Below are 16,389 nucleotides of genomic sequence, written 5' to 3'. Positions count from 1 at the left end.
TTCCCGATGCAAAGGTGGAGAAATGGGGGGTCAGGCCAGGCGCGCCAGCCCGTCGACGGCGACCACGCCGTCGGCGCGGACGAACAAGGGGTTGATTTCGGCTTCTTCGACCCGAGCGCCGGACACGCACGCCAGCCGTGAAAATGCCGCGATGGCGTGGGCCAGCGCGTCGCAATCGCCTTCGGGCAAGCCGCGGAACCCGCGGATCAGGCGGGTCTGCCGCACTTCCAGGATCATCCGGCGGGCTTCGTCCACGTCCACCGGTGCCAGGCGCAGCGCGAAGTCGGGCGCCAATTCGGCGGCGATGCCGCCCGCGCCCAACAGCACCGTGGGGCCCACCAAGGGGTCGTGGCGATAACCCAGGATCAATTCGATCAGCCGGCTTTCCATGGGCTGGACCAGGATGCCGTCGATCCGCGCCTGCGGTGCCTCGCGGCGCACGGACTCCAGCATCCGGCGCACGGCGTCGGACAACGCCTCTGCGTCCGCGATGCCCACGTGGACGGCGCCCAGTTCGGTCTTGTGCGCCAGGTCCGGCGAGCACACTTTGGCGACCAGCGGGTAAGGCACGGCGTGGTGAAGCGCATCCGGCGCCAGAAGCTGGCCGCCCGCCACCGGCACGCCCAGGCTGCGGAACAACGTCCCCGCCTGGTGTTCGCTGAGCATGCCGTGTTGCGGCAGGTCTGCCGGCCACGCGACGGGGCCGCCGGCGGCAGGCGGACGGCCCGCATCGGCGAAGAACACCGACAACGCGTCGGCGCACGCCTCCGGGGTGCGGAAGGCGGCGATGCCGCCCGCGCGCAGCAACGCCAGCGATTCCGGCGCTTCCGGCGCCAGGAAGACCGCCAGGGGTTTGCCGTCCGGCTTGTCCGCCTCCAGCAAGGGCTTGACCGCCAGGCCGGGATGGAATTGCGCCGATGACCCGACCACGCTCAAGACCGCGTCGCACCAGTCGGCGCGCAGCAGGTGTTCAAGCAGCATCTTGTATTGGGCGCTGGTGGCGGCCAGCGTCAGGTCGATGACGGGCGTTTCGCGGATGTTCAGGCCGGCTTGCGCGATCAACCGGACGAACTCCGGCGGCGGCGCCACGGCGGCCAGACCGTGCAGCCCCAGGTTGTCGACCACGGTGGCGGCGCCTCCACCGGTCGTGGTGATCACGGCCACCCGGGCGGCCGGCCCGGTCGCGGCAGCCGGTGCGCGCTGCGGCCTGGCATAGCGCGAGGCCAGCGGCGCCATCTCGAACAAGGTCTCCAGATGCTGGACCCGCATCACGCCATGCGCCTTCAGGAAGGCGTCGACCGCCGCGTCGTTGCCCGCCATCGCGCCCGTATGCGATTGCGCCAGCGCGTCGCCTTGCTCGGAGCGGCCCAGCTTGTAGGCGATCACCGGCTTGCCGCAAGCACGCGCACGCGTCAGCGCCCGGGCCAGCGTGGGCGCGTCGCGCAAGGTCTCCAGGAACAGCAGGATGACCTTGCTGTGCGGGTCGTCCACCAGCGCGTCGACGACCTCGCCGACGGAAATATCGCTTTCGTTGCCCACCGACACCGATTTGGCGAAGCCGAACCCGCGGGCCGCGGCGCGCGACAGCAGCGACCCCATCATCGATCCGCTCTGCGACACCATGCTGATGTCGCCGGCCAGCAGCGTATCGGCCTCGAAGGCGGCGTTCACGGACAGGATCCCGCCGGTGTGCAGATCGGCCAGGCCGATGCTGTTCGGGCCCAGCAAGCGCAGACCCAGGCCGCGCGCCTGAGCGACCAGCGCGGCCTGGCGGGCCTGGCCGTCGGGGCCGGTTTCGCCGAACCCGTCGGAATAGATCGTCACGACCCGCGCGCCGGCCTGGGCGCAAGCGGGCAGCAGCGCGGCCACGTCGCTGCCGGGAATCATCACGAAGACATGGTCCACCGGCCCTGGCAGGCCGGCGAGCGACGGGTAGGCGCGTTCGCCCAGGATGTCGGCGCGGGCGGCGTTGATGGGATAGACGGCACCGGTGTAGCCGTGCTTGCGCATGAAGCGCAAGGGGCGTGCCGTGTTTTTGCGCACGTCGCCCGAGGCGCCCACAAGGGCGACCGCGCGGGGGGACAGCAGCGCGTCGGCGAAGGACGGCGATAAGGAAGAAGACATGGATGCGGCGGATGTCATGAGTTGCGGAAAAGGGGATGAAGGCATCACAGCCGGGGCATGTCGGCGGCCAGGCGCAAGGCGCGCACCGGCATCGTGTCCAGGCGCCAGACGGCAACGCGCAACGCACGGGCGCGTGCGCCGCCCAGGACAGGGCCGGCCAGTTCATCGAACTTGTCGTCCAGGTCAGCGTCGGACAGCGGGGATTCGGGATCGCCCTTGCGGTACGGGGAATGGTGTTCAAGCCCCAGGCCGCCACGGGTCGTGACCGACAACCGGGCGGCGCGCATCTTGGGAAAGCCGGCGGTGAATGCCGGGTCGGCGCAGAGCTCCAGCCGTTGCATCAACTGGCGCACGCGTGGATCCTGCAACCGGTCGGGGCTGAAGGCGTCCAGCCGGACGGACCCGTGGACCAGCGCGTGCGCCACCACGTAAGGCAGGCTGAACTTGGCCTCGAAAGCGGTAGCTGGCGTGAAGTTCCCCGTGACATCCAGGGCGGTCTGATAGGCGTCCACGCGCAGCGATGCCACGTCTTCCGCGCGCAAGCCTTGCTGGCGCAACGCCAGCGCGGCGTCGATGGCGGCGAAGGTGTGGCCGCAGCAGCCATGGTTCTTCTGCGTGATCGACAGGATGTTGTAACGCTGACCCAGGCCGTCGACGGCGGCCGCCCAGTCCGGGGCCTCCGCCAAGGCCGCGCCGAATCCGACCTTGCCTTCCAGGATGTCGGGCACGCCCGTGATGCCGTGCGCGGCGCCCTGCCCGGCCCGCACGCCTACTTCGGCGGCATGGCCGGCATGCAGCGCCTTGCTCATGGCGTCGGACCGGAACGCTTGCTGCAAGCCGCTGGCCAGCGTGCCGGCGGTGGCCAGCGCGTGCAGCATCGCCTGGGCGTCGCCCGGCGCACACAAGGCAGCGGCCGCCGCCGCGCTGCCGAAACAGCCCACCGTACCGGTCGTATGGAAGTAGCGGTAGTGGGACGGCTGCACGGCGGCGCCGATGCGGGTCGAGATCTCGTAGCCCACCACGATGGCGTTCAGCAGCGCCTGGCCGCTGGCGTCGCCCTCTTCGGCCAGGGCCAGCGCCGCGGCGATGGTCGGGCAGCCCGGGTGGTAGATCGCGTCGCGAAAGATGTCGTCGAATTCCATGGCGTGCGACACGCTGCCGTTGATCCAGGCCGCCGTGGCCGCGAACGCCGTCGTCGCGCAACCGGGCAGGCTGGAGGCGCCCGATCCCAGTTCCGCGCCATGCGCGCCCAGCAGTTGCAGGCAAGGCGCGGTGCGCGTACCCGGATACAAGGCCGACAGCCAATCCAGGAACGCGCGTTTGGCGTGGTGGATGACCTCGTCCGGCAACCGGGCCAGCGTGTCCTGCGCGCCATACGCGGCGATCGTCTCCAGCAGCATGCTTGTCTCTCCTCTTGTCTTGGCGGCGCCGCGATGGCGTCGCTGATATCTGCCGTCCACTCTAGGCGTTCGCCCCGCCTCAGCATTGATAAAAAGGAAAACGAGCGTTCTTGATCTTGGGGGGGCGGATTTGGAGATAGTTGCTTTGCCAATTTTTCATACCGCCGGGCGGAGGCCTTCCGTAAGCTGCATGGCAATAGCTAGAAAAACAGACGTCATACCAAGGAGGAAGTAATGAGTGAGACAAAGACCCCGCTGGGCTTCATCGGCCTGGGCGTGATGGGGGAACCCATGTGCGCCAATCTGGTCCGCAAATCCGGGCACCCGGTATTCGTGACCGATATCAGCCCCGATCCGGTGGCTCGCATCGGCGCACTGGGCGGCCACGCCTGCGCCTCGATCGTCGAGGTGGCGCAGACCGCCGAGATCGTGTTCCTGTCGCTGCCCAGCATCGTGCAGGTGGAACAGGTATGCACCGGACCGGGCGGCCTGGTGGAAGCTGGCGGCCGCGTGCGTATCGTGGTCGACATGAGCACCAGCGACGTCGGCCGCACCCGCCGCCTGGCCGAGGTGCTGCGCGGCCATGGCATCCTGTTGATCGACGCGCCGGTGGCTCGCATGCGCGAAGCCGCCCGCCTGGGCACGCTGATGATCACCGTGGGCGCCACCCGCGAGGACTGCGAGGCGGTCTTGCCCTATTTGTCGTGCATGGGCACGGACGTGCTGCTTTGCGGCGGCATCGGCAACGGCCAGGTCGTGAAGATCATGAACAACATGGTGGTGTTCATGACCGTCCATGCGCTGGCCGAAGCCATCACCATCGGGCGCAGCGCGGGCGTGGACGGCACGCTGCTGCTGGATGCGCTGAGCAAAGGGTCGGCCGACAGCTTCGTGCTGCGCAACCCGGGCCAGAAGGCGCTTGCCGCCGACACCTTCCCCGAAAAGACCTTCCCGACCGAGTACGCCATCAAGGACATCCTGCTGGCGCTGGAGCTGGCGAACCAGGGCGACGTCGACGCCCGCGCCGCCAAGCTGACGCACGACCTGCTGGAGCGCACGCGCGCCGCGGGCTACGTCAAGGAGTACTACCCGGTGATGGTCAAGCTGATCGAACGCGGCTACGCCTGAATCCCCCCGTATCGCCACCGGCGCCCGCCGCGCCGCGCACTTCCCTATTCGAGACCCTCATGACATCCATGCTTTGCAGGTGGGCGCTGCCCGTGCTCGCCACCGCGCTCGGCTTTCCCGCCGCGGCCGCGGACTATCCCGCCAAGCCGATCACCCTGGTGATCGGGTTCACCGCCGGCGGCCCGACGGACGCCGTCGGCCGCTATCTGGCCCGTGGCCTGGAGGCCGAACTCGGCCAGACCATCGTGGTGGAAAACCGCCCGGGCGCCAATGGCGTCGTGGCGCTGCAGGCGGTCAAGCGCGCCGCCGCCGACGGCTATACCCTGATGCTCGGCAGCAGCGGCACGCTGTCGATCGAACCGGTCTACAAGCAGAAAGTCGACTATCAGGTGCTGAAAGACTTCCAGCCGGTCGGCCTGGTGGCCAGCTATCCCTACCTGCTGGTCGTGCCGGCAAGTTCGCCGTTCAAGACCGTGCAGGAATTGATCGCCGGCGCGCGCCAGAAGCCCGGCGCGCTGACTTTCGCGTCCGCCGGCAGCGGCGCCGTGAACCACCTGGCCGGCGAATGGTTCAAGAGCGCGTCCCACGTCGACATCACCCATATCCCCTATAAGGGCGACTCGGCGGCCATTGCCGATCTGGTGGCCGGACGGGTCGACATGGCGTTCCTGAGCGCGATCGCCGCGATGCCGCAGGTGCAGGCGGGCAAGATGCGCGCGCTTGGCATCGCCGCGGCCCAGCCGTCTTCGGTAGCGCCGGGCGTGCCGACGGTGGCGGACTCGGCCGGCATTCCCGGATTCACCGCCGAACCGTGGAACGGGGTGCTGGCACCCGCCGGCGTGCCGCCCGCCGTGACGCAGCGGTTGAACGCCGCGATCAACAAGGTGATGAGCTCCGATGCCTCGCGCGAGGCCTTGCTGAAGCTGGGCCAGTATCCGATGACCGGCAGCCCCGAAGATTTCGCGCGGCATATCGGCACGCAAACCGAACGCTGGGCGCAAGTCATGCAGACCAGCCACATCGCAAAGGCGGACTAGATGCGCTATCCCGAACTGAACCTGCTGATCGACGGCCGCGCGGTGCCCGCCGGCAACCGCCCAAGCCTGGAAGTGATCGACCCCGCAACGCTGGCCGTGCTGGGGCGCGTGCCGGTGGCCGCGCCGGAAGACATCGACGAGGCGCTGGATGCCGCGCACCGCGCGTTTCCCGGCTGGCGCGATACGCCGGCGCTTGAACGGGGGGCCGTCCTGCGCCGCGCCGCCGCCCTGATGCGGGAGCGCACGCCCCAGTTGGCGTGGTTGATCACCCGCGAGCTAGGCAAGCCCCTGGCCGAATCGGAAAAGGAAGTAGCAACCGCCGCCGAGATGTTCGAATGGGCGGCGGAAGAAGCCCGGCGCACATATGGCCGCCTGATCCCCGGGCGCGTCGGCGGCATCCGTCAACTGGCCATCCCTGAACCCGTCGGCCCGGTCGCCGCATTTGCGGGCTGGAACGCGCCGGCGATCACGCCGTCGCGCAAGATCGCGGGTGCGCTGGCCGCCGGCTGCTCGATCGTGATCAAGCCGTCCGAAGAGACGCCCGCGATCGCGCTGGAGATCGGCCGCGCCTTGGCGGATGCCGGCCTGCCCGCCGGCGTGCTGAACATGCTGTTCGGCGACCCGGCCGAGATCTCCCGGCGCCTGATCGCCTCACCCGTGATCCGCATGCTGACCTTCACCGGGTCCACCGCCATTGGCCGCGATCTTGCGGTGATGGCCGCCAGCGGCCTGAAGCGCGCCACGCTGGAGTTGGGCGGCCACGCGCCGGTGCTGGTCTTCGACGACGCCGACCCGGAAGCCGCCGCCGATGCCCTGCTGGCCGCCAAGCTGCGCAATAGCGGCCAGATCTGCACGTCGCCCACGCGGATGTTCGTGCAGCAAGGCGTCTATGAACGATTCATACAGCGCCTGGCCGACCGCGCCCGAGGCTGGCGCGTGGGCAACGGCCTGGAGCCCGGCGTGCAGATGGGGCCGATGGCGAACCCCCGCCGGCTGGCCGCCATGGCGTCCATGGTGGCGGATGCGGTCCAGCACGGCGCGCAGGTCGCCGCCGGCGGCACGCGCCTGGACTTGCCGGGCTGGTTCTGGGCGCCGACCGTGCTGCGCGATGTCAGCGCCGAATGCCTGGCCGCCAACACCGAGCCCTTCGGACCGCTGGCGCTGGTGCAGCCTTTCCGCGAGGTGGACGAAGCGCTGGCAGCGGCCAACCGCCTGCCGTTCGGCCTGGCGTCCTATGTGTTCACCCGCGACGCGGCGACGGCGCGGCTGGCCTCCGAACGCATCGAAAGCGGCGTCGTCTGCATCAACCACTGCCAGGCATCCCTGCCTGAAACCCCCTTTGGCGGCTTCAAGGACAGCGGACTGGGCAAGGAAGGCGGCGTTGAAGGCCTGCAGGAGTTCATGCAGGTCAAGTATGTCAGCCAGATGTAGCCGCCCCATTCCAAGGAGAAGACCATGAATAAGAAGATCACCGCCCTGCTCGCCCTGGCCGCTGGCACGGGCCTGGCCCAAGCCCCCGCGCAGGCGCAGGCGCCCGATGGCATTTCGGACGGCGTCGTGCGCATTGGCGTGCTGACGGACATGTCCGGCGCGTATTCGGGCAACGTCGGCCCCGGGTCGGTCCTGGCCACCAAGCTGGCCATCGAGGACTTCGGCGGCAAGGTGCTGGGCAAGCCGATCGACATGCTGTCGGCCGACCACCTGAACAAGACCGACGTCGCCGCGGGCCGCGCGCGGGAGTGGATGGACCGCGAAAAAGTCGACGTAGTGACCGAACTGGGCAACAGCGCGGTCGCGCTTGCCGTCATGAACATCGCCCGCGAGAAAGGCCGGATGACGATGGTGACGGGCGCGGGCGCCACCCGCATCACTGGCGAGGACTGCTCGCCCAACAACGTCCAGTGGGTCTATGACACCTATGCGCTGGCCAAGGTAGGCACGCTGCCGCTGGTCGAGGCGGGCGCCAAGAAGTGGTATTTCGTCACGGCCGACTACGCCTTCGGCCATTCGCTGGAAAGCGACGGCATGCGTTTCGTGAAGGAAGGCGGCGGCACGGTGGCGGGCTCGGTGCGCTACCCGTTCCCGGGGACGGATTTCGCGTCCTTCCTGCTGTCAGCGCAGGCCAGCAAGGCCGACGCGGTGGGGTTCGCCAGCGCCGGCGCAGACCTGCAGAACGAGATCAAGCAGGCGCGGGAATTCGGCTTGGCCGACCGCCAGAAGCTCGTCGCCATGCTGATGAGCATCACGGACGTGCATGGCGTGGGCCTGGATGCGGCCCAAGGCATGACGTTCGCCGAGACCTTCTATTGGGACATGGACGACGAAACGCGCGCGTTCGCCCAGCGCTTCTTCAAGGCAGCGAACAAGATGCCCACCGCCTTGCAGGCCGGCCAGTATTCCGCGGTGCTGAACTACCTGCGCGCCGTCGAAAAGTCCGGCTCGGACAAGGCGGATACCGTGATGCAAACGCTGCGCGGCATGCCGATCCATGATGCGTTCGCCCGCAACGCCCGCCTGCGCGAAGACGGGAAACTGGTCCACGACACCTACGTCGTCGAGGTGAAGTCGCCGAAGGAATCCAAGGCCGCGTGGGACTACTACAAGATCGTCAAGACGGTGCCGGGCGACCAGGCGTTCATGCCCTTGGCCGAAAGCCAATGCAAATTGGTCAAGAAATGACCGCGCCGCCGGCCGCCAACGCCCCGCTGCCGGTCTACGAGGCCTACGCCATCCGCTATGCCAGCGTGACCCGGCGCGCCGCCGACAATTTCCTGTCGCGCGCCGATGTGCACGACGGGCCGATGCCGATGGACTTCTACTGCTGGCTGCTGCGGGGGCCGGCCGGCAATGTGCTGGTCGATACCGGTTTCAGCGCGTGTTCGGCGCGCGCGCGGGACCGGGCCTTCACGCTGCATCCCGAAACAGCGCTGGCCCGGCTGGGGCTGGCGCCGGGCGACATCGACCACTTGGTCCTGACGCACCTGCACTATGACCACGCCGGCAATGTCGAGGCCTATCCCGGCGCGCAGGTCCATTTGCAGGATGACGAAATGCGGTACGCCACCGGCCGGTACATGTGCTTTGCGAGCATGCGGCATTTCTTTTCGGTCGACGACGTGCAGGCGGTGGTACGCCAGGTCTACGCGGGGCGCGTCCGTTTCCATGACGGCGACGCCGTGCTGGCGCCCGGATTGGAGCTGTATCGCGTCGGCGGGCATACGCAGGGCCTGCAAGTGGTGCGGGCGCATACCGCGCGCGGCTGGATCGTGCTGGCCTCGGACGCCCTGCACTACACGCGCAACTTCACCGACAACAACCCGTTTCCCGCTATCTTCCATCTGGGCGAGATGCTCGACGGCTATACGCGCATCCGCACGCTGGCGGACTCCGACGCGCACATCGTGCCGGGCCACGATCCCGCCGTGGCCCGGCAGTACCCGCTGGCCGATGGCGAAGCGGGCATCTACCGGCTGGACATGCCGCCCTTGTGACAAGGAAAACCTGATGCAAGACGACGACTTCATCCTGAACCGCCTGGCCGACGCCGTAAACCGGCAGGACCGCCTGGTGTGGCGGGGGCGGCACCTGAACACCGTGTTCCTGCTGGAACGCGGCCCGGACGCCTACCTGATCACGGTGGCGGCGGGCCGTATCCAAACGGTGCGTCCGGGCCCCTTCGTGATGCCGCGCTGGCAATTCGCGCTACGGGCATCGGCCGAGGACTGGGCGCAGTTCTGGCGCCCGCTGCCCCCGCCGGGCTACCACGACCTGATGGCGCTGGTGAAATTCCGGCGGCTGCGCGCCGAAGGCGACCTGTATCCCCTGATGTCCAACTTGCTGTATTTCAAGGACGTGCTGGCCTGCCCGCGCGCCGAAGGAGCGTCCTCGTGAATCCGCAACAAGCCAATCCCCCCGCCGCCGTCTTCGAGCCGGTGATCGGGCGCTACCTGCATTTGACGCTGGGCGGCCGCGCGCACCGCGTGTATGTCGAGGAAGCCGGCAGCGGCTTCCCGTTGCTGTGCCTGCATACCGCCGGCGCCGATACCCGCCAGTACCGCGCGGTGATGAACGACCCGCGAATCCTGGAGTCCTTCCGCGTCATCGCCTTCGACCTGCCGTGGCACGGCAAATCGTCGCCGCCCGAGGGCTGGCAGCAGGAAACCTACCGGCTGACGTCCGAGGACTACGCGCAAGCCATCATCGCCGTGGCCGACGCCATGGCGTTGGACCGACCGCTAGTGATGGGGTGCTCGATCGGCGGGCGCATCGTGCTGCATCTGGCGCTGGAACACCCGCAGCGCTTCGGCGGCGCGATCGGGCTGCAATCGGGCGCCCATGTGGATCCCTATTACGACCTGGAATGGCTGAACCGGCCCGACGTGCACGGCGGCGAGGTCTGCGCCGGCATCGTATCGGGCCTGGTCGGCCCGGGCAGCCCCGACAACCACCGCTGGGAAACGCTATGGCACTACATGCAGAGCGGGCCGGGCGTGTTCAAGGGTGACTTGCACTTCTACACGGCCGACGGCGATATCCGCGACCGCGTGGCCGGGATCGACACCCGCCGCTGCCCTTTGTGGCTCTTGACCGGCGAATACGATTATTCCTGCACGCCGCAAGACACCGAGTTCCTGGCCGGGCGCATCGCGGGATCCCATTGGCAGATCATGGAAGGCATGGGCCACTTTCCCATGAGCGAAGACCCCGACCGGTTCCTGGCCTATCTGCGGCCGGTACTGGCGCAGGCGGCCGAGGCGCGCCTGGGCGAATAGCGCCGCCGCGTCCGGGCCGGCGCGGCTATCGCGCCGGCTCGGACGCCGTCAGCGCTTTTAGCAATTCTTCCACGGGGCGCGCCAGTTGCGCCGTGTCGCGCACGCAGACATAGAACTGGCGTTCGGCCCAGTCATCGCGCAGCCGCAGCAGCACAAGCCCCATCGACGCCAGATAATGGCGCGCGATGCCTTCCGGCACCACGCCGATGCCCAGGCCTTCGCGGATCATCCGGCACCGGGTTTCGAAGTTGGACACTTGCAGCTTGACGTTGGGCGGCCGCGACAGCGTCTGCCCGGCATACGCCAGGAACTGGTCCAGCGAATGCCGGGGAAAGTAGCCCAGCAGGTCATAGTCCAGCGCGTCTTCCAGGAACAGCTCCGTCCGGTCGGCCAGCGGATGGCCGACGGGCACCACCAGCCCCACGCGGTCGCGCCGGAACGGGAACGAAGCCACCCCGGGCACGGGATGATCCGCGTGGTAGATGCCGATATCGACCGACGCTTCGGCCACCAGGCGCGGAATGTCGTAACTGTGGCCTTCCAGCAGGTCCACGCTGACATCGCTGCGGCCCGCCAGAAAGCGCCCCATCACGCCGGGCAGGAACTGCAGGATGGTGGACGGGTTGGAAGCCAGCCGGATCTTCGCCTGCCCATCAAGGGAGAAGCCGTTGATCGCCTGCTCCGTCAGTTGGACGCTGCGCAAGATAGCCTTGGCGCGCTGGTACAGCAAGGCACCCGCGGGCGTGGGTTCGACGCCACGGCCATGGCGGTGCAACAGCGTCCGGTCCAGGTGGCGTTCCAGCTCGGCCACCCGTTTGCTGGCGGCGGACGTCACCAGATTTTCCCGTTCGGCCGCTTTCGACAGGCTCTTTTCTTCGACGGCCGCGACGAAGATTTCCAGTGCAGGAATATCCAGCTTTTTCATACCGGCAATATACCGTGCCGCCACGCCGTCAACGTCGCTTCCACCTGCACGATTTCGCCGCGGCTCATCCCTGCGCGTTCATAGAATTCGGCGCGTTCCGACACGACTTCCCGCACGCGGTCGAGTATCGATTGCGCCGCCGCCTCGGACCGCAAGCCAAAGCGCCGGTACTCGGTCAGGCAATTCTCGAACGTGCTGTCGCGCCCGGCCGCGCCGATGTGCAGGTAATGCTTGGCCGACCCTTCCTGCGTGACCACGTCGAACAGCGGCGACAGCCGGTACGTGCCTGCGCCTTCGTCTTTCACGAAGCCCACATTCTTCAGATGGTCGTCGGTGTTGTGTACCGCCACGTTCAGGATCATGCGGGCATACAGTTCTTTCAGGTCCTGGACCGGATTCGACGAGATGCGGCGCAGCACATCCGCCAGCCGCGCATACGAATACGTGGCCTTGCCGCGTGCGCCATCCAGTTCGCGCTTGCCGATCTGCGCCGACGGGCTGATCAGCGACGCGCCGCTCAGGAAATGGCGGCGCGCCACCACGGGTTCCCCGCCGCGCTCGGCCGGCAGCCGTTCGCGGTCGAAGCGCCGGGTCAGCAGCACCGCGCCCAGATGGGTGTCGGTCAGGTGGATGTCGGGCACGGTCAGCCCGATCGCCCGCGCCATCTCCAGGTTCGCGAACTCGACGCGTTGCCGGTCATACGAATCGCCTTGGCGCGGAAACTTGGCGATCCACATCTCGCCCTGCCCGTCGCGCACGATGGTCTTGGGTCGCGCGCCGCCGATGTCCCAGGAACTGCCCAGGATGTCCCGGTACAGGCCCTTGGGCTGGACGCCCTGATCGATGTCGGTCAGCAGATCCGCCAGCGATTCCAACTGGCTGATTTCCGGCAGGCGATAGGTCTTGCGCATGTTGGGCGTCAGTGGGCGCGCGCTGAAAAACAGCGCGCCCACGCCCATGCCCCGTCCCCGCAGCAGCACTTCGTCTTCCGTCACCCGGGCGCCGGCTTTGTCCAGGCGCATGACATTGCGGCCCCAGGCGTCCGGCGCCGCATCGAAGATCGCACCCAGCGTCTCGTAGCGGCTTTCGGTGCGGAAAGTCGTCTTGGCGTCGATCAGGGGCAAGTTCAGCGGGTCCAGCGCAAAGGCGCGCGGATCGTCCGCATAAGACTGCACATACGTGAATTCGGCGAAAAAATGGTTCTCGTCCGAGTCGTCCAGCGTCAGCACGCCGGTCAGGACCGCTTCGCCGCGGATGTCCACATAGACGAACAGCTGGCTTTCGACGGATTTGTGTTTCCTGGCGCGCGCCATGCCTGCCCCTTACAGCTTGGTGGGATCGACGCGGTGCGCTTGCGCCGCGCCGCCGCCCCGGCTGGGCCGGCGCAAGGCGTCCAGCCGCTTGCCCACACCGTCCTGCTCCGGGTCAGCCAGCGCGAACAACGCGTCGCCAAAGCCGTATTGCAGCAAGGCCTCCACCGCCAGCGCCAGCGACACGCCGCCGTCGCCGCGTTCCAGGCGCGCAATGGTGGCGCGCGAAACGCCCAGGCGGCCGGCCAGCACGCTCTCCGATTCGGCGCGGCGCAACCGGGCCGTGCGCAAGTTCGCGCCAAGCCGGACCAGCGCGTCGGCGGCCTCGAAACTGGGTTCGATCTTCTTTTTCATGTCTTGATAATAGCGCTTTAAGATAAATTTTGCGCTATTAATGAGGCATAAATTGCCTAAACCACGACCGCCTGGTCCAGCCTCAGGGCGCCACGGCCCGTATCCAGGGTGACGCGCGCGCCCAACGGCAACGTCAGGTTCGGGTCGCCATGGCCGCTGGGCCATCCGCCCAGCACCGGAATCCCGCGGGAACGGAATTGGTCCAGGATCAGCGGATACAGCAGGCCTTGGGCCTGGGCGTCGTCCATCTGCACGCCCAAACGCGTGAAGTTGCCCACCAGCAAGCCCTTCACGCCGTCGAACTTGCCGGCGGCCGCCAATTGGCCCAGCAACCGGTCGACGCGCGGCACGGCTTCGTTGACGTCTTCGATGAACAGGATGGCGTCGCGCGTGTCGATCTCGTTGCGCGTGCCTGTCAGCGCGGCGATCAGCGCCAGATTGCCGCCGATCAGCCGTCCGCTGGCCGCGCCCGGAATCAACTCGGTCGGCAGCGCATCCTGCGGCGGCGTGATCCACGACCCGCTCCCCATCTGGCCGGTGATCATGGCCAGCAGAGTGGATTCCGTGGGCTCGCGCTTGCCGGCCAGCAAGTCCTGACCCAGCATCGGCCCGTGGAACGTGACGAAACCGGCATGGCGCTGCATGGCCAGATGCAGCGCCGTGATGTCGCTATAGCCGATGAACGGCTTGGGATGGTTGCGCAGCAACGCGTAATCCAGCTGGTCCAGCAAACGCCATGACCCGAAACCGCCTTGCAGGCACCACACCGCGCCGATGTCCGGCGCGGCGAAGGCCGCGTGCAGGTCCGCCAGGCGGTCGGCGTCGCTGCCGGCCAGGTAGTCATACGGCGAATCCAGGCGCGTCCGGCTGGCGGGCATGACCTGCGCGGCAAAGCCCCGCGCCTCCAGCCATTCCGCCGCATCGTCGCTGGCGCCAGGCGCGGCGGAGGCCGGTGCCACGATGGCGATCCGCGCGCCGGGGCGCAAGGCGGGCACCGGAAGCGCGCCTTTGCCGTGCGCGGGTGCAGGAGGCGTCGGCGCGCCCGCTACCGGCTGGCGTCCGACTGGCGCGCGGCTGGCGCAGCCGCTTAGCGCCAGCGCCGTCAGGCATAGCGCGCCGGTCTGTTTCAGAAAGCCGCGGCGGCCGGGGTTCTGATTGCGCGCAAGCTCGCCAGGCAGGTTCATGGTCGTCGTCGGTCGTATCAATACGGCGTTAAAACAAGGTGGCGTCAAATCAATGCGGCGCCAAAACAAGGCCGCGTCAAAACCGTTCGTAGTCCAGCCGGTAGCGCCATTGGCCCGCGGCCAGTCCCGCCATCGGCAGCCGGCCGATGCGGATGCGGCGCAAGGCTTGCAGCTGCAAGCCCGCCGTATCGCAAACGTATTCGATGAAGCCCAGCGGCGGCGTCTTCAGCGCAAAGCGCAGGTGCGTTTCGTTCTGCCAGCTGACTTTCATCGGCGTGGCGGCGCGCCCTTCGAAAGCCAGCCCTCGCTGAAGCCGGGCCAGATCGCCCTCGCTCAGCTGGCCGCTGACCTGCGCCACGTACTCCTGCTCCACCAGCTTGCCCTCTTCCACCAGCTTGCGCGACACGGGGTATTCCTGCGTGTAGACGACCAGGCCGCTGGCCGCGCGTTCCAAAGGCGTGACAAGCTTCAGTCCGTTGAACATGCGTTTCAGGTAACGCTGGCCGGAACGGTCGCCCGGCATCAGGTTCTTCTGCACGATCAGGTCGCGCGCCGAACCCGGTTCGTTGTCGGCGTACATGCCCTCGGGCTTGTGTACCAGCACGGTCACGGGCCGCATGTCTTCCAGCTTGGCGCCGGGCAGCAGGCTGACGGTCTGCCCGGGGGCGACGCGAAAGCCGGGTTCTTCCACGGGCTTGCCGTCGACGGCGACCCAGCCGCCTTCGATATAGCGTTCGGCATCGCCGCGCGAGCAGGACTGTTCCGTGGCCAAGCGCTTGGCCAGTCTTTCGCTTTCGCTCATTGCGACACCGCCTTGCATGCGGGCGTGGCGGGTCGGGATAGGGATTCAGGCGTGCTGTCAGCCAGCACAAACGGGTGCATCGTCATTAAGTATTGCCGGGGTGTTGCAAAACGCGGGCGAAGCGCCCGCGGCGTCAGGCAGATGTTACGCCTTTTCCGGAGGCGATCCGGGCAGTTGGCCCGCTGCCGTCTCCGGAATTTCCGCCGTCGCCACTGGCGGCGGCACGTCCGAGATCCAGGCATTCACGAGCGTTGACGTCACCGCCAGGATCACCGGCCCGATGAACAAGCCGACGATGCCGAAAGCGAACATGCCGCCCAGCACCCCGGACAAGATCAGCAGCAACGACAGGTTCACCCCGCGCTTGATCAGCATCGGGCGCAGCAGGTTGTCCAGCATGGCGACCAGCACCGCCCAGATCAGCAGCAGGATCGCGGCCACCTTCATATCGTTCTGGAACAGCCAGATCACGCCTCCCAGCATCGGCAGGAACGGGCCCAGTTGCGCCAGGCACAGCATCACCATCAAGGCGGTCAGGATGCCGGCGGCAGGCACGCCCGCGATCCACAGCCCCACGCCGCCCAGCACGGACTGCACCACGGCGGTCACCACGATGCCCAGCGCGACCGCCCGGATGGCGGCGCCGGCCAGGCGCACCGCGGCCACGCCGCGCTGGCCGGCCAGGCGGTTGGCGAAACGCTTGACGAAATCGGCCGCCGATTCGCCCTGGCTGTAGAGGATGCCGGCGATGACGATGGTGATCAGCATGTGCATCACGAACACGCCGACGATGGCCGCATGGCTCAGCAACCAGTGCGCGGCGATGGTCAGATAGGGTTCCAGCCGGGCCAGCAGGCCGCCCGCGCCCGCATCGGACAGCGTCTGCCACTCCTGCGCGATGCGCGGGCCGGCCAGCGGAATGGCGCGCACCCAGCTCGGCGGCGCCAGCAGCGCGTAATCCGGCAGGCTTTTCACGGCCGCCATGATCGCCCCGCCATGTTCCGCCAAGGTCGATATCACCTGATACAGCGGCAGCACGATCACGAACAGCAGGATCAGCAGCATGATCCCCGTCGCGGCCCAGCGGCGGCCGCCGAACCGTTGCTGGATGGCCAGCAGCACGGGCCAGGTCGCCACCACGATGGTGGTCGCCCAGATCAGACCGGGCAGGAACGGCTTCAAGATGTAAAGACTGCCCACCATCAACGCGGACAGGATCACGATGACAAGCAGGATTCGGGCAAGATCGGCTGTAGGACGTGTGTTCACCCGCTGCTCCTGGCAAGGCTTGACGCCCCGCGTGATGACGCCTCGTGGCCCGTGGGCGGACTGCCCGGGGATGCGCATGGATGC

General features: G+C 67.8%; 15 protein-coding genes. 7 read left to right on the top strand and 8 right to left on the bottom strand.

The genetic code is table 11. From position 1 onward, the window contains the following. Positions 1 to 30: 30 nt before the first annotated feature. Positions 31 to 2,124 carry an acetate--CoA ligase family protein gene (locus tag A9973_RS03450; protein ID WP_255469003.1) on the bottom strand — a complete coding sequence of 698 codons (2,094 nt, stop codon included), beginning with the start codon at positions 2,122 to 2,124 and terminating at the stop codon, positions 31 to 33. 44 nt (positions 2,125 to 2,168) lie between these two features. Further along, positions 2,169 to 3,524, bottom strand: a complete 1,356-nt coding sequence (locus tag A9973_RS03445; RefSeq protein ID WP_183012376.1) for an MmgE/PrpD family protein — start codon at positions 3,522 to 3,524, stop codon at positions 2,169 to 2,171. Positions 3,525 to 3,758: 234 nt separating this feature from the next. Here A9973_RS03445 and A9973_RS03440 point away from each other — a divergent pair, with 234 nt between their 5' ends. Genes A9973_RS03440 through A9973_RS03410 form a run of 7 tightly spaced genes read left to right on the top strand, consistent with a single transcriptional unit; the run spans position 3,759 to position 10,461 of the window. Then, positions 3,759 to 4,652: an NAD(P)-dependent oxidoreductase gene (locus A9973_RS03440; RefSeq protein WP_183012375.1), complete on the top strand. Its 894-nt coding sequence runs from the start codon at positions 3,759 to 3,761 to the stop codon at positions 4,650 to 4,652. Between the two features lie 59 nt (positions 4,653 to 4,711). Further along, the gene (locus A9973_RS03435; protein ID WP_183012374.1) at positions 4,712 to 5,689 is read left to right on the top strand and encodes a tripartite tricarboxylate transporter substrate binding protein; all 978 of its coding nucleotides are present in this window, start codon (positions 4,712 to 4,714) and stop codon (positions 5,687 to 5,689) included. After that, positions 5,690 to 7,120 carry an NAD-dependent succinate-semialdehyde dehydrogenase gene (locus tag A9973_RS03430; RefSeq protein ID WP_183012373.1) on the top strand — a complete coding sequence of 477 codons (1,431 nt, stop codon included), beginning with the start codon at positions 5,690 to 5,692 and terminating at the stop codon, positions 7,118 to 7,120. A 24-nt stretch (positions 7,121 to 7,144) separates the two neighbouring features. Then, positions 7,145 to 8,368 carry an ABC transporter substrate-binding protein gene (locus A9973_RS03425; RefSeq protein WP_183012372.1) on the top strand — a complete coding sequence of 408 codons (1,224 nt, stop codon included), beginning with the start codon at positions 7,145 to 7,147 and terminating at the stop codon, positions 8,366 to 8,368. Further along, a complete protein-coding gene (locus A9973_RS03420; RefSeq protein ID WP_370539437.1) occupies positions 8,347 to 9,180 on the top strand; it encodes an N-acyl homoserine lactonase family protein in 834 nt (277 codons plus the stop codon). The genes A9973_RS03425 and A9973_RS03420 overlap by 22 nt, the downstream gene beginning before the upstream one ends. Before the next feature lie 13 nt (positions 9,181 to 9,193). Beyond that, a complete protein-coding gene (locus tag A9973_RS03415; RefSeq protein ID WP_183012371.1) occupies positions 9,194 to 9,580 on the top strand; it encodes a hypothetical protein in 387 nt (128 codons plus the stop codon). Continuing rightward, on the top strand, positions 9,577 to 10,461 hold the full coding sequence (locus A9973_RS03410) for an alpha/beta fold hydrolase (RefSeq protein ID WP_183012370.1): 885 nt from the start codon (positions 9,577 to 9,579) through the stop codon (positions 10,459 to 10,461). The genes A9973_RS03415 and A9973_RS03410 overlap by 4 nt, the downstream gene beginning before the upstream one ends. Positions 10,462 to 10,486: 25 nt before the next feature. On the opposite strand, the gene A9973_RS03405 is transcribed toward A9973_RS03410, so the two are convergent. The 6 genes from A9973_RS03405 to ydiK form a co-directional block, all read right to left on the bottom strand. Continuing rightward, positions 10,487 to 11,386 (bottom strand): LysR family transcriptional regulator, encoded by a 900-nt coding sequence (locus tag A9973_RS03405; RefSeq protein ID WP_183012369.1) that lies wholly within the window; start codon positions 11,384 to 11,386, stop codon positions 10,487 to 10,489. Beyond that, positions 11,383 to 12,699: a type II toxin-antitoxin system HipA family toxin gene (locus tag A9973_RS03400; protein WP_183012368.1), complete on the bottom strand. Its 1,317-nt coding sequence runs from the start codon at positions 12,697 to 12,699 to the stop codon at positions 11,383 to 11,385. The genes A9973_RS03405 and A9973_RS03400 overlap by 4 nt, the downstream gene beginning before the upstream one ends. A gap of 9 nt (positions 12,700 to 12,708) precedes the next feature. Next, positions 12,709 to 13,050, bottom strand: coding sequence for a helix-turn-helix transcriptional regulator (locus tag A9973_RS03395; RefSeq protein ID WP_183012367.1), 342 nt, complete (start codon positions 13,048 to 13,050; stop codon positions 12,709 to 12,711). 56 nt (positions 13,051 to 13,106) lie between these two features. Further along, complete coding sequence (locus A9973_RS03390) at positions 13,107 to 14,045, bottom strand: LD-carboxypeptidase (RefSeq protein WP_183013134.1); 939 nt, start codon at positions 14,043 to 14,045, stop codon at positions 13,107 to 13,109. Positions 14,046 to 14,310: 265 nt separating this feature from the next. After that, positions 14,311 to 15,036, bottom strand: coding sequence for an RNA pseudouridine synthase (locus A9973_RS03385; protein WP_183012366.1), 726 nt, complete (start codon positions 15,034 to 15,036; stop codon positions 14,311 to 14,313). A gap of 144 nt (positions 15,037 to 15,180) precedes the next feature. Further along, complete coding sequence (gene ydiK / locus A9973_RS03380) at positions 15,181 to 16,305, bottom strand: AI-2E family transporter YdiK (protein WP_370539436.1); 1,125 nt, start codon at positions 16,303 to 16,305, stop codon at positions 15,181 to 15,183. Positions 16,306 to 16,389: the final 84 nt, after the last annotated feature.

Origin of the sequence: Achromobacter sp. UMC46, from assembly GCF_014170335.1 — a bacterium.
In the GTDB taxonomy this organism is placed as follows: Bacteria; Pseudomonadota; Gammaproteobacteria; order Burkholderiales; family Burkholderiaceae_B; genus Achromobacter.
Note: the sequence above shows the minus strand (reverse complement) of the source record. Positions and strands in the feature narration are given on the sequence as shown.

Bases quoted from the DNA above. Each gene is read 5' to 3' on its own strand.
- A9973_RS03445 (WP_183012376.1), bottom strand. From the start codon at position 3,524: ATGCTGCTGGAGACGATCGCCGCGTATGGCGCGCAGGACACGCTGGCC.
- A9973_RS03430 (WP_183012373.1), top strand. From the start codon at position 5,690: ATGCGCTATCCCGAACTGAACCTGCTGATCGACGGCCGCGCGGTGCCC.
- A9973_RS03450 (WP_255469003.1), bottom strand. From the start codon at position 2,124: ATGTCTTCTTCCTTATCGCCGTCCTTCGCCGACGCGCTGCTGTCCCCC.
- A9973_RS03415 (WP_183012371.1), top strand. From the start codon at position 9,194: ATGCAAGACGACGACTTCATCCTGAACCGCCTGGCCGACGCCGTAAAC.
- A9973_RS03395 (WP_183012367.1), bottom strand. From the start codon at position 13,050: ATGAAAAAGAAGATCGAACCCAGTTTCGAGGCCGCCGACGCGCTGGTC.
- A9973_RS03385 (WP_183012366.1), bottom strand. From the start codon at position 15,036: ATGAGCGAAAGCGAAAGACTGGCCAAGCGCTTGGCCACGGAACAGTCC.
- A9973_RS03405 (WP_183012369.1), bottom strand. From the start codon at position 11,386: ATGAAAAAGCTGGATATTCCTGCACTGGAAATCTTCGTCGCGGCCGTC.
- A9973_RS03435 (WP_183012374.1), top strand. From the start codon at position 4,712: ATGACATCCATGCTTTGCAGGTGGGCGCTGCCCGTGCTCGCCACCGCG.
- A9973_RS03400 (WP_183012368.1), bottom strand. From the start codon at position 12,699: ATGGCGCGCGCCAGGAAACACAAATCCGTCGAAAGCCAGCTGTTCGTC.
- A9973_RS03425 (WP_183012372.1), top strand. From the start codon at position 7,145: ATGAATAAGAAGATCACCGCCCTGCTCGCCCTGGCCGCTGGCACGGGC.
- A9973_RS03420 (WP_370539437.1), top strand. From the start codon at position 8,347: ATGCAAATTGGTCAAGAAATGACCGCGCCGCCGGCCGCCAACGCCCCG.
- A9973_RS03440 (WP_183012375.1), top strand. From the start codon at position 3,759: ATGAGTGAGACAAAGACCCCGCTGGGCTTCATCGGCCTGGGCGTGATG.